The sequence below is a fragment of the Chryseobacterium binzhouense genome (assembly GCF_007474545.1).
Classification (GTDB): domain Bacteria; phylum Bacteroidota; class Bacteroidia; order Flavobacteriales; family Weeksellaceae; genus Chryseobacterium; species Chryseobacterium binzhouense.
In genome coordinates, this window is sequence record NZ_VKOG01000002.1 from 183,145 (window position 1) to 209,527 (window position 26,383).

Genomic DNA, 26,383 nt, shown 5'->3' on the forward strand with positions numbered 1-26,383 from the left:
CTTTCCGCCCGAATTTTTATATTTTTGAATTATGAGATTAATTACCTACAACGTCAACGGAATACGTGCTGCATTTACCAAAGATTTTTTAAACTGGCTGAAAACTGCTGATCCGGATATTATCTGTATTCAGGAAAGTAAAGCAGGAACAGACCAGATTGACATTGAAAGCCTTGAAAAAGCAGGCTATCACAGTTATTGGCATTCCGCAGTAAGGAAAGGCTACAGCGGAGTGGGGATTGCTTCAAAAATAAAACCCAGTCACGTAGAATATGGCTGCGGTATAGAAAGTTATGACAATGAAGGAAGAATAATCCGTGCTGACTTTGAAGGTTTTTCGGTTATTTCAGTATACGTTCCGTCTGCTTCCAATATAGAAAGACTGGATTTTAAAATGCAGTTCTGCTATGATTTTTCAGATTATATTAAAAATCTAAAGAAGACTATCCCTAATCTCATTATTTCAGGAGATTTTAATATCTGTCATCAGGCAATAGACATTCATGATCCTGTGCGTCTTAAAAATGTATCCGGATTTTTACCGATGGAACGTGAGTGGATGACTCGTTTTATTGATGAATGTGAACTGATCGACAGTTTCAGATATTTTAATGCTGAACCGGATAATTATACTTGGTGGAGTTATCGACAGAATTCCAGAGCTAAAAACAAAGGATGGCGTTTAGATTACAACTTCACTTCGTATTCACTGAAAGATCAATTATCCCGTGCTGTTATTTTAAAAGAGGCAGTGCATTCTGATCACTGCCCCGCTTTAGTCGAAATTATGGTATAATTGGTTATACTTTAAGCCGTTTTTAAAAATTTATTAACAAAAAAGAATCTTTATTTATTAAAAAAAATTATTAATCATTGTTCTAATTCTTTCACGGTCTTCATCTGTAAGATTTGATCCGGAAGGCAAACATAGACCGTCATTGAACAGATTTTCGGAAATATCTGTTCCATAATACGGTGCATCCGCAAAAACAGGCTGCAAATGCATCGGCTTCCATAAAGGACGAGATTCAATATTGTCCTCAAGAAAAGCTAATCTTAAATCTTCACGATTCTTCCCGGTAATTTCAGGATTTACAACAATAGCAGATAACCAATGATTAGAAAAATAATCAGCAGTTGGTTCTGAAAACACCTCAACACCGTTGATGTCATTGAATATTTCAACATAGAAATCATGCATTTTTCTGCGTGCTTCTACTCTATCATTCAAAACTTCCATTTGTCCACGACCGATTCCTGCTACAATATTACTCATACGATAGTTATAACCAATATGAGAATGCTGATAATGTGGTGCATTGTCTCTAGCCTGAGTTGAAAGGAAAACCGCTTTGTCTTTATCTTCCTGAGTATGGCAAACCAATGCTCCGCCACCCGAAGTAGTAATGATTTTATTTCCGTTAAATGATAAAATTCCAAAACGTCCAAAAGTTCCACAAGCTCTACCTTTATAAGTAGAACCTAAAGCTTCTGCAGCGTCTTCAATCACAGGAATTTCATATTCCAAAGCTATTTTTAAAATCTCATCCATCTTTGCAGGCATACCATACAAATGAACAACAATAATTGCTTTTGGCTTTTTACCTTTAGAAATTCTGTCTTCCACAGCTTCTTTTAAAGCAGCAGGACACATATTCCAGGTTTCTTTTTCAGAGTCTATGAAAATGGGAGTTGCTCCGCAATAGGCGATTGGATTTGCAGAAGCTGAAAATGTCATAGATTGACAAATGACTTCATCACCGTGCTTTACATCACATTCAATTAAAGCTAAATGCAGCGCAGCAGTACCGGCAGAAAGAGCCGCAACTTTTACATCTTCGTTTAAAAAGGTTTCCAAATCTTTTTCAAAACCATCTACATTAGGACCTAAAGGCGCTACCCAATTGGCTTCAAAAGCTTCGTTTACATATTTTTGTTCATTTCCGCCCATGTGTGGAGAAGAAAGCCATATTTTTGAGTTCATAATTATTCGTGAAATTTAATTGGTTTTGCAGGAATACCTACAGCTGTACAGTTTTTAGGGAGTGATTTTGATACAACAGCTCCGGCTCCAACGATTGTATTTTCTCCAATCTCAAGAAGGTTGATTATTTTTGCACCTGTCCCTACATAAACACACTCTTCAATATTTACTTCGCCTGAAATATTTACAGAAGGCATAAATGACGAATATGCACCTATTTTCGTGTCATGTCCTACAGTACAAGATAGATTAAGTATAACAAAATTTTCAATCTCAATATTGCAGGTAATAATTACACCTTCACAAATAACACAACCATTTCCAATAAAAACATAATCATTTGATTTACTAGCTTTTGGATGTATAATAGAGGGGTAATTAATTTTATTATTATTTATATTTTCAACTATTTTTCTCTTAATTTTTGGCTCAGCAACACATATTACTAACGATAAATCTTCATTAAGATCATTCAGTTCTTTTACTCCGCCTAAAATAGGAAAATCATTAATATTTGTTCCAATCTCTTTACCATCATCATAATAACCTATGAAATCATAAGTTTTATTATCTTTATTAATTTCGTCAATTATAGTCTTTACCTCTCTCCCAAATCCACCTGCTCCAAAAATCGCTATTTTTTTCATTGTTTATTTACTATTTTATTAATTACTTCCATTAAAAGCTTCCATTGTAGCCTGACCTTCCTGTGAAATTCCTTCGCTTTTAAAAACCTTTCTAAATGTTGTAAAAAAAACTTTTAAATCCGTCATAAGGGATAAATTATCCACATACCAAACGTCCAACTCAAATTTTTTAGTCCATGAAATTGCATTTCTACCATTTATCTGCGCCCATCCTGTGATTCCCGGACGAACATTATGCCTACGTTTTTGATTTTCATTATATAAAGCTAAATATTGAGGTAATAATGGTCTTGGTCCAATCAAAGACATATCTCCTTTTAAAACATTTATAAGCTGTGGTATCTCATCAAGTGAAGTTTTGCGAACGAATGCACCGATTGTCGTCAGTCTTTCTGCATCAGAAAGTAGAGTTCCATCAGCATTTTTTTTGTCATTCATTGTTTTAAACTTGATAATTTTGAAAATTTTCTCATTTAAACCAGGACGAACCTGAAAAAAAAATGGTTTACCGTTATTTGCAAAATATAATCCTATAGTAACCAATATAAAAACTGGACTTAAAATTATCAGTCCAAAAAATGCTATAATGAAATCAAAAAATCTTTTAAAATAATTCTTATACATTCTTTACTATATTACTAGGAAACTTGATTAACCAACAATCTCTTTTATTGATCCTAAATATTTTTTAGCTAAAAACTCTCTGTCAAAATTATTTTTTGCATACTTATATCCGTTTTCGCCCTCTTTCTTTAGTCGTAATTCATCATTTAGATATTTACGAATTGCTTTATTATATTCTTCATCGTTTTCAGGTTCAACGTAAATACCTGCTTGAGCTTCTTCAACTAATTCCCGTGATACTCCGTCAATTGCCATTAAAATGGGTTTTTTGCATGAAAAATAATCAAAAGATTTATTTGAATATACCGTTTTAAATGTATCTACTTTTTTTAATACAGATGCTCCCATTTCTGATGCTAAAATATATTTAAAAACCTCTTTTTTTGGAACAGGATCCAAGAAACGTACATTAACAACAGCCATTTGCTTTGCTCTCTTTATTAATCGTTCCTTTTCCATACCTTGACCAATTAACAAAAATAAAACATTTGTATCTTCCAGTTTTTTTCCAGCATCTAAAATTTGATCTAAATGATTTGCAACACCATGAGCTCCAACATAAGTAATCACAAAATGATTTTCAAGATCATGATCTTTTCTAAAACTTTCACGATCAAAATTTCTTAAAATCTCTTCCGAAAGTGAAAAATCTGCCGCATTTGGGATCATTATTAATTTACTTTTATCAACATCTTTCTTTTCATTTAGGGTTTTATAAAAAGCAGGAGTAAGAACATTAATAAGTTTTGCCTTTCTATAGATAAAAGCTTCAAACCAATAAGCGAGTTTAATAACCAGTTTATTTGTTAGTACACCTGTATCAATTGCAGATTCTGGCCATAAATCTCTGATTTCAAAAACCATTGGAATTCTTTTCAGTCTTGAAATAAGAAAGCCCGAACCTCCGACAAATAATGGTGGCGAAGTTACAATAACCGCATCGAATTTTCCTTCAACCTTAAAAATCCCTGCCCACAGTGAAGAAAACATAAATGAAAAATATCCCCACAAACGCCCAATAAATCCTTTATTATATGCTTCAGAGACATGAGTTCTGTGAACTGTAACATCACCTTGTTTTTTTTTAATAAAGTATTTCCCTTTATATTCTGCTCTTTTTTCTGAGCCTGTATAATGCATCATTCCTGCAATTACAGTTACTTCGTGCCCTAGAGAAGTCCACGTTTTGGTAATTTCATTCCAACGTGAACCTCCAGAATCATCTTCTTCTAAAAAATACTGATGTAATATTAGAATCTTCATTATTTGCTATAAGTAATTACTGTCTTGATATTATTATTAAACTGAAAATAAATTGATTTTTCTTCAGTATAGCTTCCGTAATAATCGGAATTATACGAATCAAAATTATGCTTTTCTTTTTCCGATTCAACTATAAGATTGTTAGAATTTGGATGCCAAATTTGCTTCATTGAAAAATCTGTCAAATTTTGTAAATCATCTTCGACAATCCATTGAGGAATTAATTTAGAAATTCTTATAATTCTATTATGAAAAGCTTTTTTATTTAAAAACTGAAAAGCTTTTATTTTTCCAGAAAAGACAAATTCGCCTTCTGTTTCTTTCCATGAAGCCGAAATTTTTTGTGACCAGAAATACCATATAAAACGGCTGCCTTTCAACATCTGCGATTCATCATTAACCATAACGACGTTATGAGAAAGAGAACCCATAAAATATTTTAATTTTTCTGCGTTTGTATTATATTTATAAGTTCCTGAATCTCTCAGAATATTTTTACCTTTATACCAAATATCTAAATGCAAATTATCGGCTTGAGCCGGACGATCTTTGTGATCTCCACATCTTATGAAAGTAAAAAAATCATTTTCTCTACATACATAATATCCTCCATTTTCAAAAGATAAAACACCATTTTGTTTTAAAATTGGATCGAAATTTTTCTTACTATTTATTTTCCCGTTCCAGAAAAGATCCTCTTCTATTTCTCTGTTTTCAAAAATATTTTTACCTGTTAAAACATAGTGTAATGTATTTAACTGCGGTCTATAATCTCTGTAATCTGAATCTGACAAAGGAAAAAATAAAGCTCCGTCATTAGAACCATAATTTGGAAGTTTTCCGTTTTTATCCTGCATACATTGATACAGGAAATATGTCGATTTATAAGCTTTATTATAAATAGAATCTGAAAACTTAAAATCATTTTTATACGCAAGACTCAATCCGAAAGAAAATAACTGAATCACAACACGATGATAATTCATTGAAAACTGCAGAAAAGTACCATCATCATAAATTTGATAATTTATTTCCTCTTCAAACCATTTCAACCCTTTTTCTGACCACATTTTTGTTTCCGGAATAAATGGAAACAAAATATTTGACAAAGTAAGAAACAAAGTTTCTGTAATCGCATGATTATTTCGAACCGCAATTCTAGAAAAATTGATATTTTGATAAACATGATGAAGAGATGCATAAATAACATTCTGTATTTTCTGCCATCGATCTTCTGTTAAAGCGGTAGAATTCTGATAATAATATAAAGCAAAACACCAATTGAAAATACGAAGTGAGATTTCCTGACTACATCTCCAGTTTGGTCCCTGATTGATAGGATTTGCATTTATCCAAGACTCAATTTCTGAAAAAACAAATTCTGAAAAATCTTTATCAAAATGATAATCATATCGAATTAGGGTTAAAAGATAAGAAAATCTGGATTTCTCCCACACGAATTTTATATCCCCTGCTTCTCCAGATAAGTCCGGAATTTCAGACCAATGTTTTTGAATATCATATTTAAATCCGTTTGATGGATTTGTAATCCAATCATAATCATTACCCAGATTCAGCCAATTGGCATTAAAAAATAATAATTCACCAGAAATAATTTTCTCAGCTTTATCTTTTAATATGTTTGAAGTTAATTTTGGAAAGTTTAAATTTTCTTTTGCATCAATTAAAAACTCATTTTTCCGAACTTTCCATTCCGTTAAAGAAAGAGTTTGAGAAAGACGTAAATTGTTGGGATGTTTTTTCTTTAATTGACCGGTTTTTTTCTCAAATTCATGACGAACACGATACATAACATATCGTGTCCCCATGTTTTTATATAACTGTAAAGCTAGTTTCAGGCTCATACGATTAGTCGATATCTATCCAGCTTTTAGTTTTTAAACTTTCAATTGCAGCGAAAGAAGCTTTTGTAGTATTTACAATTTCATCCATCGGAATTAAAGGGTTTCCTCCTTCTTTAATTTTTTTAACTAATGTATGAAACTGGTTTTTATGCCCTTTATCTAAATTTGTTTTTAGTTTAGAAAATCCTTTTACACCGAATCCTTCAGTTTTTCTGAAATTATCCATTATAATTGTTCTTTCCTGTGAAAAAACCTCAAGTCTTTCTTTAGAATATGCTTTAGATCCGTTTGCAAAATAATTGATGACTCCTGTTGAACCATTTTCGTATTTTAATAAAATAGTTGCATTATCGGTATTCTCTTCGGGATTTACACCCATAGAATTCATACAAACGGATTTCACTTTGCTACCTGTAAGATAAGTAATTAAATCAATATAATGACATGCTTCACCAATAATTCTACCACCACCAACTTTCATGTCATGTACCCAAATATTTGCAGGAATGAAACCAGCATTCATTGTAGCAATTACATTCATCTGAGAATTTCCTACGAGTTGTTTGATCTTTATCGTATGTGGAGAAAATCTTCTATTAAAACCTACAGTTATATTTTTTCCAGTTTTCTGCTGAACTTCTATTATTTCGTTTAGTTCTGTCAGATTTAGAGCTAAAGGTTTTTCGACAAATACATTTTTACCAGCATTCAATGCTTCTTTAACCATTGGAGCATGAAGATCATGACGAGTGGTAATTAAAACAAGATCAACTTGTGAATCATTTAAAATTTCTTTATAATCGGTTGTAGAATTGGCTATATTGTATTTTTGGGCAACTGCTGTTCCAGTGACCCCTCCATTACTTGCAATATATTTGTAGCTTGCTCCGCTATCCTTGAGAGCAGGCATCATCGTCATTTTTGTAAAATTCCCAGAACCAATAATTCCAATTACTCCTTTTGAAGCTGAGAAATCGGTATCTTTTAATTTTATATTACGACTTGGATTTAGTAAAGTTTTCTCATCGTATTTTAGTATAGAGGCAATAGAATGACTGCTTCCTATTTCGCCGTAAATGTTAAGATAATTATTTAGTTCAACAATCTCTGTTATCATTTCTTCAACGAAAATACGCTTTGTACTGATTGCCTGAAGTATGGTTTCAAAATTTCTTTTTTCGGTCCAACGTACAAAAGGTAAAGGATAATCTACTCCTTTTTGTTCATAATTTTCATCATAGCGACCCGGACCATATGAGCATGAAACCTGAAATGTAAGTTCTTTTTCATAAAATTCTGCTCTGCTGATATCTAAACCTATAACGCCGACCAAAATAATACGACCTCTTTTTCTGCTCATACGCGCAGATTGAGAGATGATATCATTGTTTTTCGCAGAAGCAGTAATTACAACTCCATCTGCACCAATTCCGTCAGTAAGGTCTTCAACAAATTTAACGACGTCTCCGCTTAAAGGATTAAATGGAATTATTCCCCATTTTTTAGCCATTTCAAGCTTTGATTCGTCAATATCAGTACCGATTACACGACATCCGTTTGCAACCAATAACTGTGCTGTAAGCAATCCTATTAAACCTAAACCAACGACTACAACAGTTTCGCCTAAAGTAGGATTTAATAAACGTATTCCCTGAAGACCAATAGATCCAATAACTGTAAAAGTAGCTTCTTCATCAGAAACATTATCAGGAATATGTGCTACCAAATTTTTTGGAATACATACAAATTCTGCATGTTGTCCATTAGAAACCACACGATCTCCTATTTTAAAATCATTAACACCTTCATCCACTGCAATTACTTTTCCGACATTACAATACCCTAAAGGAAGTGGTTCTCCCAATTTATTAAATACAGTTTCAACAGTCGGCATTAAGCCATCTGTTTTTATTTTATCTAAAACCTGTTTTACTTTATCCGGTTGCTGACGTGCTTTCTGAATTAAATTTGATTTACCGAATTCCACTAACATACGTTCCGTTCCTAATGACACCAATGAGCGCGTCGTTTGAATTAATACACATCCTCGTTTTATTTGAGGTGCCGGTACTTCTTCTAAAATTGTTTCTCCTGTTTTAAATGACTGTATAATTTGTTTCATTTTTTCTTATGTACATTTAATTTTTCAATTGATATAGATCCCATCTTTCGTTTATAGAAGGATAACTAATAAGTACAGCCCTATATTTTCCTTTAAATACGAAAAGACTTCCTGCGGATACCCCAATAGTTTGATATCTTTCGATTGCAACACGTATATCATCAATTGAACCGGCTCCACCTAAAATCGTCATTGGCATATCGGTTTCTTTTCTTATTATATCAAAGAGTTTAAAATCGTATCCATTCATTTTTCCATCTTCGTCTACTGAGTTGATAACAAGTTCACCAATTCCTATCTCATTTAGTTCTGCAAGAAAGCGCTCAAGTTTTACATCTGCTGTTTTTTTACCATTATGTGTTACAATTTCATATCCTCCGAAGAATTTTTTCTTCTTAATATCAATAACAACAACAACACTTTGAATTCCTACCGCATCTGCAATATCTTTCAAAAGTTTTGTATTTTGAAGAGCTGCAGCACTAATAGCCACTTTCTCAGCACCTAAACTGATGATTTTTTTTGCATGGGCAACACTTTTAACACCACCACCATAACAAAAAGGCATTCTACATTCTACAGCAATATTTTTTATCATCTCAAAGTCTGGCTCTCTTCCTTCTACAGTGGCATCAATATCAATCACCATCAGCTCATCAACCTCTTTCTCGTTGAAGATTTTAACCGCATTTATGGGATCACCTACATACTTAGGATCTTTAAAATTAACTGTTTTAACAAGCCCTCTTTTATGAACTAAAAGACATGGGATAATTCTTGATCGTAACATTATAGTAATGCAAAATTATGGAGTAAATTAACTCCGTTATGATGACTTTTTTCCGGGTGAAATTGTATTCCGAATATATTTTCTCTAGTTACCGATGAAGCAAATGATTTTCCATAGATGGAAGTTGTAAGAATATCTGATTCATTCGCGCATTCAAAATAGTAAGAATGAAGAAAATAAAAACCTAATTTCGGATCAATATTCTGAAGAATTTTATGGTCTTTCTCAATATTGACGGAATTCCATCCTAAATGAGGCAGTTTTGGTTTATGGGTAATAGTAGAAGAGTCAATTTTTCTCACTTTTCCTTTTATATATCCTAAACCTTTTAAAGAACCTTCTTCACTACTTTCCGCAAGAATCTGCATTCCTACACAAATCCCTATAATTGGAACTTTATTAATCAGAACTTCATGATCAAGTACTTCTCTAAAACCAATTGTATCAAGCATTGAAATTGTTTCATCAAAAGAACCTACTCCCGGAAGAAATATCTTTTGAGCATCTTTTACCTGCATAGGATCTTTTGCAATAGTATAATCTACCCTTAGCTTTTCATATATATTTGCTATTGCATTAATATTTCCTGAACCGTAATCTATAATTGTTATCATCTTTTTATTGATCTTTCTACCCCTAGAAACTTTAAAATTTTAGCTCCAAAATTAAATAAAGACTCCTGATTTTTGTAGTCCCAATAGAATTTTTTAGGCATTTCAAAATACTTCCTAAGTTCATCAGAGCTTATACCAAGTTTTGTTGCAATGTAATTAAACTCCTCCTGAATAGTTTCCGGATTATAAGCCGGCTTTTTTAATTTTTCAAGAGCGTCTTCTCTAGTCATTTGCCCGGTAAGAATCAAACTTGAATATTGGACTCTACGTGTATCAAAACCAAACCTTTCAGGCATCCAATACCCTTCATAGAATTTTGTAAAACGAGATTCAAAATGTTTTTGCGGATAAGGCTTCCATCCATATTCATCAGCTAAAACCTGTAACGCATTTTCTTTAATATAGGGCATAAAATTCAGAGGTTTCACAACTTGAATTTTGCGAATATAACGTAAATAAAATTTATGTCTGAAAATCGGGCTAAAAGGATATGTTTCCATTTTAATGGTCCCAAATTTTTTAATAATATCTTTCAGTTGTGCCATATCTGTACCATAATACAACCATTCCATAGGATTTCTTACACATTCTGTAGAAATATTTCCGCCATTAAGAATATACTTTATATTGTGCTTATCAGCAAAATTGTAAAGTGTGGCGATGAATGCATGATCCTGTGGGATATCTAAATGCGGTACTCCGGATTTGAAAAATGCAAGTTGAAAGTCTTTCATCTCTTCCCAATTGATAACCTCTGTATAAAGATCAAGCCCCAGTTTATCTACCATTACCTGAATGTTGTGAACAGCCAATTCGGAATTCCATCCTCCATCAACGTGAAACACGAGAGGTCTAAGACCAAACTCTTTCACCGCTAAATGGAGCATGTAAGAGCTGTCTACACCACCACTCATCCCTAAAATACAGTCAAATTCTTTTCCTTCGCCTTCCTTTTTTATTTTAGCAATCGTTTCCTCCAACTGTTTTCTTCCAACTTCATCGGTATGCCAGTTGGGTTTTACATTATTATAAAAATCAATAACGTGATCACTAACTCCGTTTTCGTCAAAGGTGATACGAGAGTCTGAAGTGTCCATCACACTTATTGAACATATTTGGTAATTTCTCATAATTGTATTAATTTTTCCTCATACATTTCCCAACTATATTTTTTTATAGTTTCTGGGTCAAAGGTATAAGTATCTTTTAATTTTTTTAATTCGTATAGTAGTTTTTCAAAATTTATATCATTCTTATTTTCAATAACAAAACCAAAATTATTATCTTTCACAAATGAAGAAACAACAATTTCACTATTTATGATTACGGGTGTTTGAGTCTGGATTCCATCATAAATTTTATTCGGACTAGCATAAATATTATTAATATTATTGACGGGGTATAATGCTAACAGATAATCACCATTATTAGTTAAGATTTCATTAATTTGTTGCTGTCTCATTATCCCCAAATATTCTACTTTGTCATTTTTAATAAATTTTTTTGTATAATCATCCATAAGCCAACCCGCTGCAATCACTCTGACTTCGTCAGAATGTGACAGAAGTTCATCTAAAAAAAGTGTACCCCTATCTTTATGCAATGATCCAAAATAACAAATAGTTAACTTACGATTATCATTCGTAACTTTCACATATTTTTGATATTTTGGAACATTGGGAATTACGACTGCTTTTTTTTGTGCAAATTTAGGTAGTAAACCAAATCTATTTTCATCTGTAACAATAATTTTTTTTGGAAAACCATAAATTATTCTTTTGCCTACATAAAATTTATTATTTGCTAAGTTAAGCTTTAGAAAAAAAGAATCAAAAATATCAAGTACTACTTTTTGACCTAAAAGAAAAGGAAGAAAAAAAATATAGAACTGTTCATCAACTATATGTATTTTTTCGAATTTATTTTTAGATAATAGTCTTATTATATTGATAATTAAAATTAATATTGTTTTTAAAGATTTATGACTTCCGGGAATTAACTTATTTATATGTGTCTGTTCTAATGAAAAAGATAAATCTGATTTCTTTCCAACACCCAAATAAAAAATATCAAAAGATTTTGATAGGGTTTCAATTTCTTTTGAGACTCTTGTATCAGAACCGTCATTAGCACATAAGTATAAAATTTTATTTTTCATTAATTATCTTTTTATTCTTTTCTTTATTATTATCCATAGTATATAGCGAGATACTATAAAATATTACAGTCAATAACATCATTTCTTTAGAGGTGTAGAAAACAGTGAATAATAAAACAAATGTTATAAAACCAAATATCTTTATATTATTAAATTGTTTAAATAAAAAAAACAAGAATAGAATTAACCAAATAACCCCAGCTTTCAGAAAAATATCTAGAATAGACAGATGCATTACAAAATAATCATTTCTGTCTCTATCTTGTAGTGCATATCCTGAGTTACCAGCGAAAGGAGCTAACTTATTAAAAGTATCTGGTACACCACCACCCATACCCTTTCCTGTAAATAAGGCGATATTATTTTTATCAAAATAATCTAAAATAGCCCTTCCTTCATCAAATAGATTACCAAAACTACCTTCAACTTCAGAACTACCTGATCCTATTGCTAAAATCCCCTCTTCAACCTGTTGAATTTTCCATGAAATAACAACATTCGAATTAAAATTATCTTTAACTGTTTCCAAAATTGGTTTTGCAAAAAAAGATAATACAATTAAACTACTATAAATAATAAGCTTATATTTCGTTTTACTTATAAACCATAGTATAACCAAAATAAAAATAAAAATGAATTTTCCACTGATAAAGATTTGACCAGTTAAAATAAAAAACGAAACTATAATAATTTGAAGGTAATAAATTTTTTTTGAGTATAAATCTTTTAGAAAATAGACCGCAAATGGTACTATAAATGAAAATGCATTCATTAATAAAAATTCTTGCCCCTCAAAATAAGCAAATTTTGTATTAGTAATATAAGATAGAACATAAGAGATGACAGTTATAGAAATACAATACTTGACCAATTTTATTAAAGATTGTATATCAATTACAGAAATCAGATAAACGTATAAAATTAAAGGTAAATAAGTAAAAATATCACTGATGAAATTATCAAAATAATTTTTTGCACTCATTAAATTTATTAATCCAACAATAAAAATAAAAAACACATATAAAAATATCCATTTAAATTTTTTAATGTAGGCAAAGTTTTTAAGTTTTTTATCATTGGAGATTAAAACATCTATAAATAAAATTAATGAAATTAATATATTTATAGAAAAACCTGCAATTCTTAAACCATAAAAGTTGTAAGGTGGAGATTCATTTATCACATAACTCCACTCTCCCATACACAATAATGTAAAAGTTACAAAATATAAAATTCCAAGCTTTTTATTTCTGGAATAACAAAAAATAACAAATAGATATTCTACTATTGAAAATAAAAATTGAAGCTCTTCCTGATCTTTAAACAAAAACACTTCAATAATAATAAAAAGCAATAAAATATTAAACTTATATTTCATATCAAAAACACCTACTACCAATAATTATTTAAAAGATAGGCTTTAATTCAGATAAATTTTTGTAATAATTTCCATTATAAGATTCTTCTGATAAAAACGAAATCATTAATTCTGACAGTCTCCGACATAAATCATTAACATCAGAAAAAAATGGATTGTAATTAAAATTCCCCTCATAAACTCTAAAAGCATCTATGTTGGATAATAAGCAAAGCTTATCATTTACAAAGCACTCATGCAAAATACCACTTACCCTATACCTAAAAGTAGAAGGATAAGGTAAGAGAATTATATCACTTTCTAAAAGAATTGATTTATATTCTTCGTATCCTAAAACTTTGTCAATTGTAACAATATTTGAATCTTTGTAAACAGTTCCTCCTTTTTTAACAATTTTAAAATTATACTCTTTTAATAATGATAGTAACATTTCATTATTAAAAGCATCATCAATAAAATTAACATCAATACTATTATGTGAAGGTAAAAAAATTATTCTTTCACTATGTTTACGAATGGGATTAATTATATTTTTAGAAAAAACTTCTGGTAAACCGTGAGGTTTAACTATAACATTTTTAATATTTAATTCGTAAAGATAGTCTCTAATTTGGTTATTAAAAACTAGCATTGTATGCTTCTTAGACAATTTAATGAAAAAAAATCGTTTTAAGCTATTAGATAATCCAGAAATATTATTATGATTAATAAGTATAGTTTTTTTTCCAAAAAAACTACAAAAAAAAGATATTTCTTCGTAAGACCCTATATATATATTTGAATAATTTTTGAATAAAATTCTAATATTTATATACATAAGACTGATTGTCATCATAAGTCTATTAAAAAAACGAATTTTTTTAAAATCATAGAACAAAAATTCCGGAAGTTCGAATAAAACAAATTTTGAATTAAACCCCATTTTGTTTGCATACCCTTTCTTCAAAATAAGTTTTACATTCTCATTTGATTCAATCAGGCTATTAATATATATTTTATTAAAATTTATATGACCATCTGCACATATTACATCAATATATAATATTTTATTCATATTTTGTAAGATATTTAGATTTAATTATATAATAAAAAAAGAACAGAAAAACTTCACCAATTGAAATTGAAATTGCAAAAGATATTGAAACAGAATAATGATTTTTAAAATAAAAAAACAACAATAAATTAATTATTGACATTATAAAATTACCAATTGCAATTAACCAAACAAATCCCCGACTTATAAATGTTTCACGATATAAAGAGCTTAAACCTATAAAAATACAAGGTATAACAAGAATTATTAATATTTTATTTGACTGTTCGAAACCTTTTCCAAATAATTTTGTAATTAGTGGTGAAAATAATATGAGAGCTATAGTTATAACTGTTGAACCTGCAAAAACTATTTTTTCTGTATTCTTAATAATATTATTAAACTCGCTTTTATTCCCAGAACTATGAAAATTGGATAAAAAAGGTTGTAATAAATTAATCAAAATTGCAGGTAAATAAATTGCCAAACTTTTCCATTGATATGCAACATTGTACATAGCTAATTGAGATTTTCCATCTTCAGGTACATTAAGTACTAAAGTTTGAATATACCATGTAGAAATTAAAATAAAACTAGCTTCAATAGATATAGGCACTGATATTTTAGTAAAAAGTAAAAACTCTTTTTTTATACTTTTTAGACTATGTCTGTAAATCTGAAGGCTTTCTTGAGAAAGTTTTTTAGAAAGGTTACTAAAAGCTATTAACGCTATAATTATTGATATACCTACCCAAGACAAAACAGCACCCTCTAAATCAAATAGTAAATAAAAGATTATCGTTGCAATAAACTTAGCAAAATTAGACCAAATTGTAATTACATTTATAATTTTAAATGCATTTAAACCACCCAATACTCCTAAAATTAGCCCATAAAATAATTCAGAAAAAATTCCAAGAGCTGCTGAAATAAGCAATGGTATTGAATAATAACTAAGTGCACTTGCACCAGAAAATAAAACTATTAGAATACAAATAATCATGAATCCTACAGTGCTTAATATGAGTCCAATAATAACTGTAAGTTTTATATATTTTTCACAGCTTAATTTATCATAACCAAGTAAAAACGCAACATTTCTAGTACTTGTTGTCCTAATTGATAATGCTACAACTTGACTAAAAAAAGCCAATGTCCCTATAAGATAAGTGTAAGCGCCATATTTTTCCGGCAGCATTAATCTAGCTAAAATAATGACAGCTATAAGATTAATTAACCTTGTAAAAATCTGACCAATAAAACTCCATTTAAAAGCAGATAAAATTTCTCTGCTATAAAATAACTTTATTTTATCTGAAAATAATAAATATATTTTGCCAAGCATAGAAATTAATTAAATAAAAATTTTAGAAAACTTAATTTCTTATACCACAAAAATCTAGAACAATTTGATAATCTGAAAAATTTAAATCCTTAAATTCACTATGAGCAACTAATATAGCCACAATATCAGCTTTTTCAACTGCCTTTTGGTAAGGAGTAATTTTAAAAACGCTGTGTTCAGTAATATTAGGTTCTACAATAAAATACTCTTCATCGTTGGAATCTTGTAAAACTCTTTGTACAATATACTTTGCCGGAGACTCTCTTAAATCATCGATATTTGGTTTAAAGGCCATTCCCATAAGAGCAATTTTTGGTGCTCTGTTGTGTTTTAATTGAAAATCTTTTTTGGCTTCATTGATCTTTTCAGCACACCAAAATGCTTTATGATTATTTACTTCCCGTGCTTTACCAATAATTCTTGATTCTAATGGATAATCAGAAACAATAAAATAAGGATCAACTGCAATACAATGTCCACCTACACCACAGCCTGGTTGAAGAATATTTACTCTCGGATGTTTATTCGCAAGCTTAATAAGTTCCCATACATTGATTCCTGCTTTATCACAAATTAATGAAAGCTCATTTGCGAAAGCAATTTGAACATCTCTTGAGGAATTTTCTGTAAGCTTACACATCTCGGCTGTGCGCGCATTGGTAGCATGAAGATCTCCCTTCACAAACTGTTTATAAAACTCTATTGCTTTTTCAGTAGAAATACTGTTAACGCCACCAATAACACGATCATTATGAACAAGTTCATGCATTACGTTTCCAGGAAGCACTCTTTCCGGACAATAAGCAAAATAAATTTTATCTCGTAATTCTGGCCTTTTAGAGCAGATGAGATCCATCATTTTTTCAGTAGTACCTATCGGTGATGTAGATTCGATTATGTATAAATCTCCTTCCTTTAAGAGAGGGATGATGCCTTCTGTAGCAACCTGTACATATGATATATCAGGTTCATGATTCTCTTTGAATGGTGTAGGAACCACTATCAAGTATATATCTGCCACTACAGCGGTCGTATCTGCTTTTAAATACCCATCACTAACGGCTTTCGAAACTGCTTTATCTAAGTCAGGTTCAACTATATGAATATTGCCTGCATTGATTGTATCAACTACATTTTGTGAAATATCAACGCCATGAACAGCAATTTTGTTATTTGCAATTAATGCCGATGTTGGTAAGCCTATATAACCTAGTCCTATTGTAACAACTTTTGTTTTCAATGTTATATTTTATTTTGATTTAATAAAGTTCACAATTCGTTCACAAGCCTTTCCATCACCATAAGGATTATGCAAAGTACTCATATTTTGATATCTCTCCGTATCTCGTAAAAGATTATTTGTTTCTCTTACAATTTTATCTTTATCTGTACCTACTAAAATTACGGTTCCAACATCAACAGCTTCAGGTCTTTCGGTAGTTTCTCTCATTACCAGTACTGGTTTACCCAAACTTGGAGCTTCTTCCTGCACTCCACCTGAGTCTGTAATAATTATAAAAGATTGATTCATCAGCCAAACAAAAGCAGGATAAGCAAGAGGATCAATCAATAAAATATTATTTATGCTTGATAGAATTTCATAGACAGGACCTTTAACATTAGGGTTCAAATGTACAGGGTAAATTATTTGAACATCTTCATTAGTGGTTGCAATTTCTTTTAATGCTTCGCATATATTAATAAATCCTTGACCATGATTTTCCCGACGATGTCCGGTTACTAAAATCAATTTTTTATTAAAATCAATTGTATTTTTTAACAAATCTATTTCAGAATTCTCAAAATACTTAACTCTTTCTGAACTATCTAGCAATGCATCAATCACTGTATTTCCTGTGACAATAACGGAATCCTGATCAACATTTTCTTTTAACAAATTCTCTTTAGACTGAAGTGTAGGGGCAAAATGATAATCAGTAATTCTTCCTGCTATTTGTCTATTTATTTCTTCCGGAAAAGGAGATCTCTTATCATGAGTTCTAAGTCCTGCTTCCACGTGACATATTTTAGCTCCTGAGTAAAATCCTGCAATACTCGCAGCCATTGTTGTCGTTGTATCACCATGCACATATATATAATCTGGTTGATATTCATTAAAAACTGATTTCATACCATTTATGATATCAGCTGTTAGCGAGTATAAATTCTGATTAGGTTTCATTAAGTCTAAATCAAAATCTGGTTTTATTTGAAAAAAGTCAAGTACTTGATCCAACATTTCTCTATGTTGACCTGTAACGCAAACTTTAGTTTCAAAACTATCTGTATGCTTTTGAAATTGTTTTACCAAAGGAGCCATTTTTATAGCTTCTGGTCTTGTTCCGAATATAATTAGATTCTTTTTCATTTTTTTCATATAAATGAAGTAATGTGAATTACATATTTATTTTATAAAACTCAAGTCACTTTGCACCATCTCCTTTATCAAAGTTCGAAGATCATATTGAGGTTTCCAGCCCAGCTGAGTTTTTGCTTTTGTAGGATCACCAATTAATAGATCAACTTCTGTTGGCCTGTAATAATCCGGATCTACTGAAACTACTGTTTTACCAATTTCCAATTGGTATAAAGGATTATTGCATGCTTTAACTTTTGCAATTTCATTTTTATTTTCACCTTCAAAAGATAATTCTACCCCAATTTCATTAAATGCCATACGTACAAAATCTCTTACTGAAGTTGTAACACCTGTAGCAATTACGAAGTCTTCAGGCTTATCTTGCTGAAGAATTCTCCACATGGCATCTACATAATCTTTAGCATGACCCCAGTCACGAAGTGCATTTAGATTTCCTAAATAAAGACAATTTTGTTTTCCTTTTGCAATAGCAGCAGTAGCCATTGTAATTTTACGGGTCACAAATGTTTCTCCTCTTCTAGGAGATTCGTGATTAAATAAAATACCATTGCAAGCAAACATTCCGTAAGCTTCACGATAGTTCTTGGTTATCCAAAAACCATATATTTTTGCTGCACCATAGGGTGAACGAGGATAAAACGGAGAGCTTTCATCGTAAAAACCAGCAGCATTTTTATTTTCAGGCAAACCACCATACAATTCAGATGTGGAAGCCTGATAAATTCTTGTTTTCTTTTCCAAACCAAGAATACGAACAGCCTCAAGAATCCTAAGGGTTCCTATCCCGTCAACATTCGCAACATATTCGGGAGAATCAAAAGATACTTTTACATGAGACATTGCTCCCAAGTTATAAATTTCATCCGGCTGAACTTCCTGAATAATTCTGATGATATTGGTAGAATCTGTTAAATCACCATAGTGTAATGTGAAATTTACATTTTGCTCGTGTTGATCCTGATATAAATGATCAATTCTCTGTGTATTGAATGAAGATGCTCTTCTTTTAATACCATGAACTCTGTATCCTTTTTCTAATAAAAGCTCTGCTAAATATGAACCGTCTTGTCCTGTAACTCCTGTTATTAATGCTGCTTTCATCTAATGATATATTTTTTATACAATGTATAGTGAATTTCAAAAATTCAACTATGACATTTTAACTTCCTTAAAATTATTTATATTTTCCAAGAACCATTGATAGGTTCTTGCGATTCCATCTTCAAGTTCCACCTTATGCTTCCAGCCTAACTCATGCATTTTTGATACATCCATGAGCTTTCTTGGCGTTCCATCAGGCTTATCTATATCCCAAAGAATTTCTCCGGTATGATCAATTACTTTCTGAATCAGTTTTGCTAATTCTCTAATCGTTAAATCAGTTCCTGTTCCTACATTATATAAATGCTCTGGAAGTCTGTTTTCCAAAGCGAAAATTACTGAGGCAGCCATATCATCTACAAAAAGAAATTCTCTCATAGGAGTTCCAGATCCCCATAATGTTACGGGGGCATTATCATTTTCTTTTGCTTCATGAAATTTCCTGATCATTGCAGGCAAAACGTGCGATGTATTCAAATCGAAATTATCATGTGTTCCGTATAAATTGGTCGGCATCAAAGATACATAATCCTTACCGAATTGTTTTCGGATAGACTCTATGGCTTTAATACCTGTAATTTTGGCTACCGCATACCATTCGTTAGTTGGTTCCAAAGAATCTGTCAATAAGTACTCTTCTTTTAGCGGTTGTGGTGCTAATTTAGGATAAATACAAGATGAACCTAGAAAAATAAATTTTCCGACATTATTTTTCAATGAAGCATCAATTAAATTATTCTGAATCTGCATATTTTCCATTAAAAATTGATATGGAAAAGAATTATTAGCTAAAATACCTCCAACTTTTGCTGCTGCATCAATTACCACGTCAGGTTTTCTAGTTTCAAAAAACTCAGATACCGCTTTTTGATCTTTAAGATCAAGTTCACTACTGGTTAAACCAATCAAATTAGTGTAACCTTTTTCTGATAACTGTCTCCAGATTGCAGAACCCACCATACCACGGTGTCCTGCTATATATATTACTGACTCTTTTGAATTCACTTTCAAATTTAATTATCTTAAAGTAGATTTGTATTTTTCAAGTTGATTATACACTTTCTTTACATCTTGTGATTTTTCTTTATGAAGAATCAATAGTGCATCCGGGGTATGAACCAAAATAGAGTCTTTAAGCCCTACAAAAGCTGTAAAGATTTCTGTTCCGATGACCATATTACCGTTTTCATCAACAGAATGACCGGTAGAACGCAAATAATCGTATAAAGATTCGAAAGAGCCTAAATCATTCCATCGAAAATGAGCAGGAACGACTTTAATTTTTTTGGATCTTTCCATTACTGCATAATCAATACTGATGGAAGGAATCTGGAGTGACGCCTCCATATTCAGACACTGGTTTTCTGATGTTTGCCAAACTTCACTGCATTTATCATATACTTCAGACTGATAATTTTTTAATTCCTCTAAAAGAATTCCTGCTTTAAAGCAGAACATCCCGGAGTTCCAAAGGAAAGTTCCTCTTTCTAAAAATTCCTGAGCAGTCTCAGTATTTGGTTTTTCTCTGAAAGACAGCACATCTTTACCTTCATATTCAATGTAACCATATCCTGTTTCAGGTTTTGAAGGAACTACTCCAAAAGTTACAAGAAAATCTTTTTTAGCTAATTCAACTGCTTCTTTTATTGCTTTTTCGTAAGCATCTTGATTTTGAATCAAATGATCTGAAGGCGTAATAATCAATATATCTTCCGGATCTACTGCCAGAGCAGCAAATGCAATAGCTGCAGCTGTATTTCTAGCAGCGGTTTCTGTAATAAAACTCTTAGGAAGAAAAATATCACTTAGAAGTTCTTTACTCCATTCAATATGATCTGTATTACCCACGACCATAATTTGATCAACAACTTTCTGATTACGTTCTGCTGTTAATTCAAACAATGCTTTACCAGAAAATAATTTGAGAAACTGTTTAGGATGTTGCTTACGGGAAAGAGGCCAAAGTCTGCTTCCTACACCTCCTGATAAAATTACGTTGTATATTTTCATATGAGATGTTTATTTTTTAAGGCCATGTGGAATTTTCCACTATGAATCATTTTAATTTTATAGTTTATCAGTGGTAATCTCATGCTCGGTCGTAATCATCTTCAACTCTTACAATATCGTCCTCACCAAAGTAGGTTCCATACTGTACTTCTATAAAAACAACCGGTTCATTAGTTTTATTTTCAATACGATGATGTGCACCTAAAGGAATCTGTGCAACTTCACCTATTATATAATCTTTTATTTCATCATTAATTGTAATGGTACCAACACCAGAAACTATAGTCCAAACTTCAGCTCTGTGATGATGATATTGAAGAGATAATCTTTCTCCCGGATTCACCAGAATTCTTTTTACTTTATGAGTTTCAGCATCTTCCAAAACCCAATATTCTCCCCAAGGTCTTACATCATGTTCTAACATTCTTTTCTATTTATTTTTGACCTGCAAATATACCACGATTTATACAGGAATTATATTAATAAAATTTAATTATAGTCTTTTGTCTACATCTTCTTTTGAAAATACACCTTTTACATCATAAACCACTCCATTCTTTTTAATGAAGTGATTCAAGTTAAGGCTAAGAAACTCCTGATGAGCAACAGTAACAATTACAGCATCATATTTCTGATCGTCTTGCAATTCATGTAACGATAATTCAGAATAACAATTTATACCATATTCCTCAGAAACTTCTGAAGAATTTGCCCATGGATCAAAAGTTATTACTTCAGCACCATATTCTTTTAAATTCGTAATAACGTCTATTGCTTTTGAATTTCTGATATCCGGACAATTTTCTTTAAAAGTAATACCCAAGTTTAAGATTTTTGCTCCTTTTATTTTAATATCTTTTTTGATCATTAATTTAACAACCTGAGAAGCAACAAATGATCCCATTGAATCATTCAATCTTCTGGCTGCTAAAATCAATTCAGAATAATATCCTATTTCCTGAGCTTTTTGGGCTAAATAAAAAGGATCTACTCCAATACAATGTCCTCCAACTAGACCTGGTTTAAATTTAAGAAAATTCCATTTAGTTCCTGCTGCTTCTAAAACGTCATGGGTGTCAATATCCATTAAAGAAAAAATCTTAGCCAACTCATTCATGAAAGCAATATTCAGATCACGTTGAGAATTCTCAATAACTTTTGAAGCTTCCGCAACTTTAATAGTAGGTGCTAAATGTGTCCCTGCAACAATCACCGATTTGTATAAGTCATCAATAATTTTTCCTATTTCAGGTGTAGATCCGGATGTAACTTTTAAAATTTTCTCAACCGTATGTTCTTTGTCACCAGGATTGATTCTTTCAGGCGAATAACCTACGAAAAAATCTTCATTAAACTTTAAACCTGATATTTTTTCTAAAACAGGAACACATTCTTCTTCAGTGACTCCGGGATAAACCGTTGACTCGTAAATAACTATATCTCCTTTAGATAATACATGACCAACCGTTTCACTTGATTTGTAAAGTGGAGTCAAATCTGGTCTGTTATGCTTATCTATAGGCGTTGGAACAGTTATAATATAAACATTTGCATCAGTAATATCATTTACTGATGTTGAACAAAATAAACCGTTCTGGTTTTCTCTTAAAAAAGGATTAGTCTTTACAAGAACGGATTGCAATATATTGTCTTCTATTTCAAAAGTCTTATCATTGCCTTTCTGAAGGTCGTTAATTCTTTTCTGATTGATATCAAACCCTACAACAGGATATTGAGTTGCAAAAAGTCGAGCTAGCGGTAATCCCACATATCCCAAACCAATTACTGCAATATTATATTTTTTGTTCATTCTATGAAAGTTAACAGAATATCCTAAAGTGTACAGCTTATCAATTACCTATTAAATATTTTTTTTCCAAAACGGTTTTTTTTCATCAGCTGTATAGCCGTAACCGTATTTGTAGCCATAACCATATCCACTATGCATTTTACTTACATCATTAAGCACCAAGCCAACATTTTTAATTTTCTTATCTTTTATCTGTTTATTGATAAAAGATATCAATTCTTTCTCAGTATAACCTGACCGGGTGACGTAGACTGTAACATCAGCAACATCAGCAATCAGGAAAGAATCTGTCACCAGCATCATTGGAGCAGTATCCAAAAGAATATAATCATATATGTCTTTTAGGCTTTCAACAAGTTCCTGATATCGTCCGTTTGATAACAATTCGGTTGGATTCGGAGTAATAGCCCCAGAATAAATAACATCACAATTAGGGTTAAATGATGTCGGATGTATAATTTCAGATACCTGTAGATCATCATCATACATAAATTCTGACAAACCAACTAAACCTCTTCTGCTTTCGTTGTATCTCTGCAATTGTGGATTTCTAATATCAGATCCAATAATAATCACCTTTTTTCGTGGTGTTGCTAACGTCAGTGCTAAGTTAACAGAAGTAAATGTTTTACCCTCTCCTTTAACACTTGATGTTACAAAAATAACATGTCCTTTTTTATTTTTAGGAAGCATAAAATTGATGTTGGTTATCAGGATTCTAAATGCTTCCGCTAAAGGTGATAAGTCATTCATTTGAACGATCTCCTGCTCACCTTTATTAAGAGATGGCAGTTCACCAATAACCGTTGTACCATTAGCAAGCTTTTCAAGATCATTCTTTGATTTTATCTTATTATTGAATAATTCAGCAAAATAAATGATTCCAAAAGGTATTAATAGCCCAACAAGCATTGCTCCCAGATAAATAATTATCTTTTTGGGAGATACTGGTATGGGATTTGTCAATGCGTCATCAACAATTCTGGCTTTAGGGGCAGCAATCGCGAGCGAGATAGCAGCTTCTTCTCTTTTTTGAAGCAGCAATAAATACAGTTGTTCTTTTATATTCTGTTGTCTTTCGATGCTTCTAAATAACTTTTCCTGAACAGGGATTTTGGAAATTCTGCCTGATAAACGGCTCTGTTCACCCAAAATATTGCTTCTTGCTATTTGCAATGCTGACCTACTTTTCTGTAAACTTTGGATTACAGAACTTCTCATACTGTTGATTTGACTGGTAATGTCCTGCACAAGAGGATTTGCTGTTGTTGAATTTTCCAGCAAACGGTTGCGTTCAATAACCAATTGATTGTATGCTCCTATATTGGTAGAAGCATCTGAATCAGATAGTCCAACGTTCAAAGGTAAAACCTGATAGTTTCCCTGTCGGTTAATAGAATTTAACAGACTATTAACGAGCTCCAATTGCGATTCATTTTCAATTTGTTTTTCTCTGCCGTTTGCAGCTGTCTGCAAAGAAAGTTCTGCTTCAGTCTGAATATCTGCAATATTATTCTGAACCTTAAAACTTTCTTTCTGCGATTCCACATTGCCAAGCTCTTTACTGATAAGGTTAATTCTTTCATCAATAAAGCTGGCTGTTTTCTGAGCTTCCGAATTTTTATCTAAAATCGCTTCTCTATTATAATTTACAGCTAAGCGATTTAAAATATCCTCAGATTTATCCGAAACAGGATCTGTAATAGCAATTTTGAGTACAGTAGCTTCTTTTTGTACCAAGCTCACATTAAGTTTAGAGAGGTAATATCTCGCCCTATTGATTCCAGACATAAACTGCAGCTTATAAACTTCATTATTGACAGAGTTTTTAAATCCTGTATTTTTCTGAAACATTACAACACCAAACGGCATAGATACCGCTTTATTGAATGATGCCTTTATTGGTTTTTTAAAGCTTTCAGATTCAATAAAAATCTCATTCCCAGTGATTTTTGCAGTAACTTCATGCTTGGGATATACCGCTTTATCTTTTTCATTGATAACTCTTACAAAGAAAGGTGCACTTTCTTTATAGAGTTCTGTTTCTTTGATCTTTCCTTTTGAGTAAATATTCGTTTCCAGTGCAAGTTCCCGCACAACCGAAAGCATGAGCTTTTTTGATTTTAAAATCTCAATCTCATTATCAACAGAATTAGTCCCCATTCCTCCGATACCACCCAACTCTGAAATTACTGACATCTCAGGCTGCCCAGAAGTTGACTTTTTAACCTCTTTAATCAATAATGTAGATTCAGTACTATAAACTGGTATTGAATATCTTAGAAAAAACCATGCTAAAAGTCCTGCAACAATAGCTCCTGCAAAAAACCAATACCATCGGTATAGATAAGGTTTAATAATTTCCCTGATATTTAGATTTTCTTCCTGAATGTCTTCCTGATTGTAATCCACTATTATATATCTTAAATTAATTTCTTGTTAGTGCTAATACACCTAATGCAATTGAAGCGATTACCGAAGCAACAGATATATAAAGACCTGTATTAGGGTCTATTCTGGCTGCTTTTTCACGTACAGCATTTGGCTGCACATAAATCATATCATTCTGCTTGAGATAATAGTAAGGCGAACTAATAAACTCAGCACTTGTTAAATCGACTCTTTGCTGTGTAAACTGACCGTCCACATTTCTGACAATCAGAACATTTTTTCTTAAACCAAAAGGAGTTAAATCTCCAGCCATTCCCAAAGCTCCAAAAAGCGTTGTATTGCCATCGGGAATAATATATTGTCCGGGTCTTGCAACTTCTCCTAAAATTGAAATTTTAAAATTGACCAGTTTTACATCAACAACAGGATCTTTAACATATTTGGAGATCAGGTCTACCAATTTTGTCCTGAAAGTCTCTACCGTTTCTTCTCTTGCACTTATTTTTCCTATTTGCGGAAATGTAATATTCCAATCAGTATCAACCATATACATTGGTCCCGAAACAGGCAGTTGCTGTGGTAGATTATTTGAACTTGGCATAGAATATTGAGTAATGGTAGTGCTTGAGGAGTAATTCTGATTAAATGGCTTTACAACATCCATATCTTTGGCAGAAACATTAATCACTAACTGATCTCCCGGTTGGAGGGTGCTTCTACTATTTTTAACAGAATTATTCAATGCAATACTTTCTATATCCTTCATATAGTTTATTTCCTGTCTTGGGGTACAGGAAAAAACAGATAAACCAAGAACTCCGTAAACGAAATATTTTCTTAATATCATTTTTGATAATTTTTTCACAAA

Annotated in this window: 23 protein-coding genes; 1 reads left to right on the top strand and 22 read right to left on the bottom strand. The window is 31.5% G+C overall.

Features of this window, described 5'->3' with window-relative positions:
• Positions 1 to 31: 31 nt before the first annotated feature.
• Complete coding sequence (locus FNE73_RS06590) at positions 32 to 796, top strand: exodeoxyribonuclease III (protein WP_143883973.1); 765 nt, start codon at positions 32 to 34, stop codon at positions 794 to 796.
• Positions 797 to 853: 57 nt separating this feature from the next.
• On the opposite strand, the gene FNE73_RS06595 is transcribed toward FNE73_RS06590, so the two are convergent.
• From FNE73_RS06595 to FNE73_RS06700, 22 genes are all read right to left on the bottom strand, one after another.
• Positions 854 to 1,984, bottom strand: coding sequence for an aminotransferase class I/II-fold pyridoxal phosphate-dependent enzyme (locus FNE73_RS06595; RefSeq protein WP_143883974.1), 1,131 nt, complete (start codon positions 1,982 to 1,984; stop codon positions 854 to 856).
• Positions 1,985 to 1,986: 2 nt separating this feature from the next.
• Entirely contained in the window at positions 1,987 to 2,631 is a 645-nt protein-coding gene (locus FNE73_RS06600; protein WP_143883975.1) for an acetyltransferase, read from the bottom strand.
• 18 nt (positions 2,632 to 2,649) lie between these two features.
• Positions 2,650 to 3,255, bottom strand: a complete 606-nt coding sequence (locus FNE73_RS06605) for a sugar transferase (protein WP_143883976.1) — start codon at positions 3,253 to 3,255, stop codon at positions 2,650 to 2,652.
• 27 nt (positions 3,256 to 3,282) lie between these two features.
• Positions 3,283 to 4,518, bottom strand: coding sequence for a glycosyltransferase family 4 protein (locus tag FNE73_RS06610; protein WP_143883977.1), 1,236 nt, complete (start codon positions 4,516 to 4,518; stop codon positions 3,283 to 3,285).
• Entirely contained in the window at positions 4,518 to 6,383 is a 1,866-nt protein-coding gene (locus tag FNE73_RS06615) for a heparinase II/III domain-containing protein (protein WP_228429932.1), read from the bottom strand. Before FNE73_RS06615 ends, FNE73_RS06610 begins: the two co-directional genes overlap by 1 nt.
• Before the next feature lie 4 nt (positions 6,384 to 6,387).
• The gene (locus FNE73_RS06620) at positions 6,388 to 8,505 is read right to left on the bottom strand and encodes a bi-domain-containing oxidoreductase (RefSeq protein WP_143883978.1); all 2,118 of its coding nucleotides are present in this window, start codon (positions 8,503 to 8,505) and stop codon (positions 6,388 to 6,390) included.
• 16 nt (positions 8,506 to 8,521) lie between these two features.
• Positions 8,522 to 9,295, bottom strand: coding sequence for an AglZ/HisF2 family acetamidino modification protein (locus FNE73_RS06625; RefSeq protein WP_143883979.1), 774 nt, complete (start codon positions 9,293 to 9,295; stop codon positions 8,522 to 8,524).
• Positions 9,295 to 9,909: an imidazole glycerol phosphate synthase subunit HisH gene (hisH, locus tag FNE73_RS06630; protein ID WP_143883980.1), complete on the bottom strand. Its 615-nt coding sequence runs from the start codon at positions 9,907 to 9,909 to the stop codon at positions 9,295 to 9,297. The genes FNE73_RS06625 and hisH overlap by 1 nt, the downstream gene beginning before the upstream one ends.
• Entirely contained in the window at positions 9,906 to 11,039 is a 1,134-nt protein-coding gene (locus FNE73_RS06635) for an N-acetyl sugar amidotransferase (RefSeq protein WP_143883981.1), read from the bottom strand. Before FNE73_RS06635 ends, hisH begins: the two co-directional genes overlap by 4 nt.
• On the bottom strand, positions 11,036 to 12,067 hold the full coding sequence (locus FNE73_RS06640) for a glycosyltransferase family protein (protein WP_143883982.1): 1,032 nt from the start codon (positions 12,065 to 12,067) through the stop codon (positions 11,036 to 11,038). Before FNE73_RS06640 ends, FNE73_RS06635 begins: the two co-directional genes overlap by 4 nt.
• Positions 12,057 to 13,445 carry a hypothetical protein gene (locus tag FNE73_RS06645; RefSeq protein WP_228429935.1) on the bottom strand — a complete coding sequence of 463 codons (1,389 nt, stop codon included), beginning with the start codon at positions 13,443 to 13,445 and terminating at the stop codon, positions 12,057 to 12,059. Before FNE73_RS06645 ends, FNE73_RS06640 begins: the two co-directional genes overlap by 11 nt.
• A 28-nt stretch (positions 13,446 to 13,473) precedes the next feature.
• On the bottom strand, positions 13,474 to 14,499 hold the full coding sequence (locus FNE73_RS06650) for a hypothetical protein (protein WP_143883984.1): 1,026 nt from the start codon (positions 14,497 to 14,499) through the stop codon (positions 13,474 to 13,476).
• Positions 14,492 to 15,823, bottom strand: coding sequence for an oligosaccharide flippase family protein (locus FNE73_RS06655; protein ID WP_143883985.1), 1,332 nt, complete (start codon positions 15,821 to 15,823; stop codon positions 14,492 to 14,494). Before FNE73_RS06655 ends, FNE73_RS06650 begins: the two co-directional genes overlap by 8 nt.
• A gap of 31 nt (positions 15,824 to 15,854) precedes the next feature.
• The gene (gene wecC / locus FNE73_RS06660; protein ID WP_143883986.1) at positions 15,855 to 17,063 is read right to left on the bottom strand and encodes a UDP-N-acetyl-D-mannosamine dehydrogenase; all 1,209 of its coding nucleotides are present in this window, start codon (positions 17,061 to 17,063) and stop codon (positions 15,855 to 15,857) included.
• Between the two features lie 9 nt (positions 17,064 to 17,072).
• Entirely contained in the window at positions 17,073 to 18,191 is a 1,119-nt protein-coding gene (gene wecB, locus FNE73_RS06665; RefSeq protein WP_143883987.1) for a non-hydrolyzing UDP-N-acetylglucosamine 2-epimerase, read from the bottom strand.
• 36 nt (positions 18,192 to 18,227) lie between these two features.
• Complete coding sequence (gmd, locus tag FNE73_RS06670) at positions 18,228 to 19,304, bottom strand: GDP-mannose 4,6-dehydratase (protein WP_143883988.1); 1,077 nt, start codon at positions 19,302 to 19,304, stop codon at positions 18,228 to 18,230.
• Between the two features lie 48 nt (positions 19,305 to 19,352).
• Positions 19,353 to 20,309 carry a GDP-L-fucose synthase family protein gene (locus tag FNE73_RS06675; RefSeq protein WP_143883989.1) on the bottom strand — a complete coding sequence of 319 codons (957 nt, stop codon included), beginning with the start codon at positions 20,307 to 20,309 and terminating at the stop codon, positions 19,353 to 19,355.
• 12 nt (positions 20,310 to 20,321) lie between these two features.
• Complete coding sequence (locus FNE73_RS06680) at positions 20,322 to 21,314, bottom strand: mannose-1-phosphate guanylyltransferase (RefSeq protein ID WP_143883990.1); 993 nt, start codon at positions 21,312 to 21,314, stop codon at positions 20,322 to 20,324.
• 79 nt (positions 21,315 to 21,393) lie between these two features.
• Positions 21,394 to 21,738, bottom strand: coding sequence for a phosphomannose isomerase type II C-terminal cupin domain (locus FNE73_RS06685; RefSeq protein ID WP_143883991.1), 345 nt, complete (start codon positions 21,736 to 21,738; stop codon positions 21,394 to 21,396).
• Positions 21,739 to 21,807: 69 nt separating this feature from the next.
• Positions 21,808 to 23,124, bottom strand: a complete 1,317-nt coding sequence (locus FNE73_RS06690; RefSeq protein WP_143883992.1) for a nucleotide sugar dehydrogenase — start codon at positions 23,122 to 23,124, stop codon at positions 21,808 to 21,810.
• Positions 23,125 to 23,175: 51 nt separating this feature from the next.
• On the bottom strand, positions 23,176 to 25,536 hold the full coding sequence (locus FNE73_RS06695) for a GumC family protein (RefSeq protein WP_143883993.1): 2,361 nt from the start codon (positions 25,534 to 25,536) through the stop codon (positions 23,176 to 23,178).
• Positions 25,537 to 25,552: 16 nt separating this feature from the next.
• The gene (locus FNE73_RS06700; RefSeq protein ID WP_143883994.1) at positions 25,553 to 26,362 is read right to left on the bottom strand and encodes a polysaccharide biosynthesis/export family protein; all 810 of its coding nucleotides are present in this window, start codon (positions 26,360 to 26,362) and stop codon (positions 25,553 to 25,555) included.
• Between the last annotated feature and the right edge of the window lie 21 nt (positions 26,363 to 26,383).